Here is a 4,511-nt window from a genome sequence, read left to right on the forward strand (position 1 = left end):
CTCCCAGAGGGAGAGGGAATTGCCTCAACCCAATTCTTTAGCGGCATCTTCAGTCCGGGAAAACACCTTGCCGGGCTTGAGTTGTTCAAGAAAATCGGTTTTGCCCAGTTATTCCAGGAACAGGTTACGGGCTATTTTGCCTAGCCCTCAGCTTGGCGTCCAGTCCAGTATGGCGAGCCCTCCGGTTAAGCCGAGTGTCGCCAGCACCAAAAAATAGGGCCCGAAAAACCACATTATGATCGGCAAGCCAAAAAAGAAGGCGCGGGTCCCAAACCTATAGTAGCTGCCGGCCTTGTTCAAGTAGGCGCAAGTTTGATGATATGGCCTCCTGTCTTTCGACGTGTCGCCAGGAAGGTTTATCATATAACCGACGTGATTGAAGTAGCGTATTGCCATGGAAAAGAAGTGAAAAGCAATCGCAAAAACAAGTAGCAATAAACCCAGCTTTATTTGCCATAACACGCCGGATGTTGCGCCGTCTATGCCTAAGGGATGCCTAGCGAGCGCCCATTGGCCTATTTTTTCGCTGATGTTTAAGGTGCCGATGATCAACAGCACGGCAGTCGAAGCCATGAAGTTGGCGGCTATGACCGAGTTGCGGATCGTTTGGATGGCAAGAATGTCCATTTTGCCGCTGTTCATGACCATATCCACCCATTGTTCACGTATCCTGGCATTGTGTGCATGTACGCAAGAATCCGGTATGCGGCGGGTTCGCCGACCTAAATAAAGATAATAAGTCAGTATCAATAGGCAACTGACTGCAAAAGCAATAATATCGTATGACATGCAACTGCCTCCTTTTTGATGTGTGCAGAAATCCAAGCTCCAATTGCCATTAGGTTAAGAAAGAAAACTCCCTCTCCTGCTGGAGAGGGTTGGGGTGAGGAGATTAAAATCAATCCCCCTCATCCTAACCTTCGCCCTCCAGGGATGGAGTAAGTGCGGCAACGGATAGGGAATCCGTGCCGTCTCCCTCAAGGGAGAAGGGATTGCATCGCTTAACCTAATGGCATTGACAGAGAGTGGAAATGCGTTAATTATTTTCCACATTCATTTGCTGCGCTTGATACAAGCCAACGAAATCCTGAAAACTCAGCGTGGCAATCAGATTCATATCATCGTCAAGCACTTCATATAAAACACCATCACTACCTCGGATGCTGAAAAAAACGACAACATCTTGGTCGCCGCCACCTTCCCGATGCGGTTCATCACTGGCAGGGCTACACGTATAACTGCCGACTGGCCTGATTTCCTTAATCTTGCCATTGGGTTCATATAAGCGATGCTCGCCTTGGATAACGAACGTATTGTTGTGTACCTTATGCCTATGAAGGACAATTTACTGGTTTGCTGAAAATTTGAAAAGCACATCGGCGATTTTATTTGCTTCATCTATATCGAGTATGGAATAAACCAAATGCTCGAAATCGCCAAGCCTGTTCCAACGGATGTTTCGGTCATCAAACAAATATGATTCCACGGGTTCTCTCCTAAATGGGATTGAAAAAACGCCTAATGTATAGTTCCCACGCTCGAGCGTGGGAACGATATAAATCCCTAACGCTTATCCTTCCTTCATAAACTTCTTGGCATAACATTCCAGATGCGGAATATCAATCCGCAAGCCTTTAACCATGATGTGCCAGTACAAAAACGGGAAGCCGAAAGTTTTGCCCCACCACCAGATAGACCGATTTTCCCTTGGATCAATGAAAGGGAATGATGGCGTTACCTTACCATCATAAGCAAATTCTGCCAGCATCACGGCATTGAGCGACGTGGTCAACGGGCAAGAACCATAGCCGTCATATTTTTCCGCAACCGCTTTGGCATTCATCACGTTAAGGATGTTATCGACCACGATAGGCACTTGTTTGCGGACGGCGGCGGCGGTTTTGGCATTGGGTGTCGAAGTGGCATCGCCAAGTCCGAAAATATTGGGGTACTTGTTATGTTGCAAGGTTTTTGGATGCACATCCACCCAGCCGGCAGCGTTCGCCAACGGGCTTTGTTTGATGAAATCCGGTGCGCTTTGCGGCGGGGTGACATGGATCATGCCAAATTTTTTGGTGGTTTTCTTCTTTTTGCCTTCGCTGTCCATGACTTCAAAAGTCGCTTTTTTGGCTTCTCCGTCAATGGCGACTAGATTGCTGTTAAAATTGGTCTTAATCCCATAATCGGCAACCACTTTGGTCAGCGCTTTGGCAAAAAACGGTACGCCAAACATGCTGGGGGTTGCGGTGAAAAATTCGATGCTGAATTTATCCAGGATGCCTTTTTTGCGGAAGCGGTCGGCAGCCAGGTACATGATTTTTTGCGGCGCCCCCGCGCATTTGATGGGCATGGGCGGTTGGGTAAACAGTGCCGTACCTGATTGCAGGTTTTGGATACATTCCCAGGTGTATTCCACGGTGTCGGGAGAGTAATTGCTACAGACGTTGTTTTTGCCCAGCGTTTCTTTCAAGCCGCTGATTTTGTCCCAGTCCAGTTGCAGCCCAGGGCAGACAACCAGATAGTCATAAGTCACTTTATCGCCGGAACGCAGGGTTACGCTGTTTTCTTCCGGTTGGAATGTTTCTGCATACTCCTTGATCCAGGTGACGCTGGGGTGGATGAGGTCTTTTTCGTTTTTGGTGGCTTGTTTCAGCGTGTAAGCGCCGCCGCCGACGATGGTGAAGCCGGGCTGGTAATAGTGTTTTTCAGATGGTTCAATCAAGCCAATGGCTATCGATGAATTTTGCCGGCGCATGTTGTTGGCGACAGAAACGCCAGCAGCGCCGCCGCCGACGATTAAAAGGGTAGTGTGTTGTTGTGACATAAATCCTCCAGTTTGTGTAGTTATAGTTTTTCGAGAGCATTCCAAGACAGCCTGAATCTCTCAAGAATGGGTTTGCCAAAACCAAATACTACTTAGATGCTGATTTTGGCCGGATTAATCTTCCATTTGTTTTTGCAAGTCCATTTTCACCTATAGTTGCTGGCAGTCAACCATTTTTCAATGGCATTACGTTTCAGACGCTTTTTGCCAGGCTTCATATCCGCCAGCGATGGAGAGCACATTCGTATAACCCAGTGTTTTCAGGGTTTGGGCTGCCAGGGCTGCACGTCCGCCCGTGCGGCAGTAGATAAGCACGGGTTTGGATTTATCCGCCAACTCCGGGATATTGCCTATCTTAAATTCCAGGACGCCGCGTGGCAATGGCACGGCTAGCTCAATATGACCAGCTGCGTACTCGCTTTCCTCGCGGGTGTCGATGATGGTAATGTTGCCTTGAGCTATCAACTGCTTGGCTTTTTCCACATTGACTTCGGTAATCTGCTGTTTTGCGGCGGCGACCATATCTTGAGCGCTTATGCCCCCGGATTTTGGCATATCGCCGCCGCAAGTCGCACCTGGTGTTTCTTCTGTTTTCGTTTTTTCTTTAGCTGTTTCCCTCAGGACAATGGCATCCTGACGTTCATTTTCTTCCAGGCCACAATAACGGTTGGCAGGTACGGCTTCATCTATCAGTTTCGGTTTGGGAAGATTGAGATTATTCATAATATCTATGTATTGTTCACGGGTTTTGCCTGCCAGACGCGGGTTGGTGGTGCGTTCCTGCATAATGCTACTCACCCAGCGTTGTTGGTAATCATGGGCTGGATAAACTAGGGTTTCATCGGGTAAGGTAAATAGGCGTTGGGTGATGCTGTCGTAAAGCGCCCCGGCATCACCACCCTGAAAGTCGGTACGTCCACAGCCGCCAATCAACAAGGCATCGCCGGTAAACACGCGGTCTCTCCACAAAAAAGAGATACTGCCTACCGTATGCCCCGGCGTTGCAATAACCTTAAGCTGTTCGCCGTTAGCGAAAGAAAACACATCGCCATCTTTAATCTGGAAATCCGCTGTTTCCGCTCCGCATAAGGCGCTTACGCCCGTTTGTGCGCCCAGCCGTTGGCGCAAAAGGCCGCTGGCGGTGATGTGATCGGCATGGACATGGGTTTCCAACGTATATTTCAGTTGTAGTCCTAGCTCGGCCAGCACGGCCAGATAATCGTCAATATGCGTGTTTACAGGATCAATCAACACGGCATCTTTGTTGACGGGATCAGCAATCAGGTACGTGTAAGTCCAGGTTTCCTGGTCAAATAATTGTTTGAATATCATGATGTCTATCCGGTTGTTGGGTGAGGTTGTTTCTTTACGTTTCTTTAGAATTAAAGCAATGTCTATGCCAAAATCTAATAACTAATGAAACCCATTAATTTAATTGAGTTTTGCAGTTTTAAAATAGTATTTCCTCTGGTTTTTGTTTTATGTTATGTTTCATTGATTCATAAATAGGCGGATTCAACTCCGAAGTGCAATCCTAGTGTTCATGCGGCCTCTTGCAAAAGTCCAGCAAAAAATACCGCATGGGGTGTCTTGTAATTGGGTGTTTTCCGAGGACGGTGGTCGGGCTTATTCATGGCCGCCCCGACATCCCCGTCAGCCGTGTTCCCAAAACGGCTACCTTGGGTAA

Annotated in this window: 5 protein-coding genes; 1 reads left to right on the forward strand and 4 read right to left on the reverse strand. The window is 48.0% G+C overall.

The window, feature by feature from the left end:
- Positions 1 to 147 precede the first annotated feature (147 nt).
- On the reverse strand, positions 148 to 789 hold the full coding sequence (locus ACLQ6D_RS09585) for a DUF599 domain-containing protein (protein ID WP_411727060.1): 642 nt from the start codon (positions 787 to 789) through the stop codon (positions 148 to 150).
- A gap of 220 nt (positions 790 to 1,009) precedes the next feature.
- On the opposite strand from ACLQ6D_RS09585, the gene ACLQ6D_RS09590 reads away from it, so the two are divergent.
- On the forward strand, positions 1,010 to 1,141 hold the full coding sequence (locus ACLQ6D_RS09590) for a hypothetical protein (protein WP_411727061.1): 132 nt from the start codon (positions 1,010 to 1,012) through the stop codon (positions 1,139 to 1,141).
- 204 nt (positions 1,142 to 1,345) lie between these two features.
- Here ACLQ6D_RS09590 and ACLQ6D_RS09595 read toward each other — a convergent pair whose 3' ends face one another.
- From ACLQ6D_RS09595 to ACLQ6D_RS09605, 3 genes are all read right to left on the reverse strand, one after another.
- Complete coding sequence (locus tag ACLQ6D_RS09595) at positions 1,346 to 1,486, reverse strand: hypothetical protein (RefSeq protein ID WP_411727062.1); 141 nt, start codon at positions 1,484 to 1,486, stop codon at positions 1,346 to 1,348.
- A gap of 84 nt (positions 1,487 to 1,570) precedes the next feature.
- Positions 1,571 to 2,824, reverse strand: coding sequence for an FAD-dependent oxidoreductase (locus ACLQ6D_RS09600; protein WP_411727063.1), 1,254 nt, complete (start codon positions 2,822 to 2,824; stop codon positions 1,571 to 1,573).
- 186 nt (positions 2,825 to 3,010) lie between these two features.
- The gene (locus ACLQ6D_RS09605; protein ID WP_411727064.1) at positions 3,011 to 4,156 is read right to left on the reverse strand and encodes an MBL fold metallo-hydrolase; all 1,146 of its coding nucleotides are present in this window, start codon (positions 4,154 to 4,156) and stop codon (positions 3,011 to 3,013) included.
- Positions 4,157 to 4,511: the final 355 nt, after the last annotated feature.

The sequence above is a fragment of the Methyloglobulus sp. genome, from assembly GCF_046714055.1.
Classification (GTDB): Bacteria; Pseudomonadota; Gammaproteobacteria; order Methylococcales; family Methylomonadaceae; genus Methyloglobulus.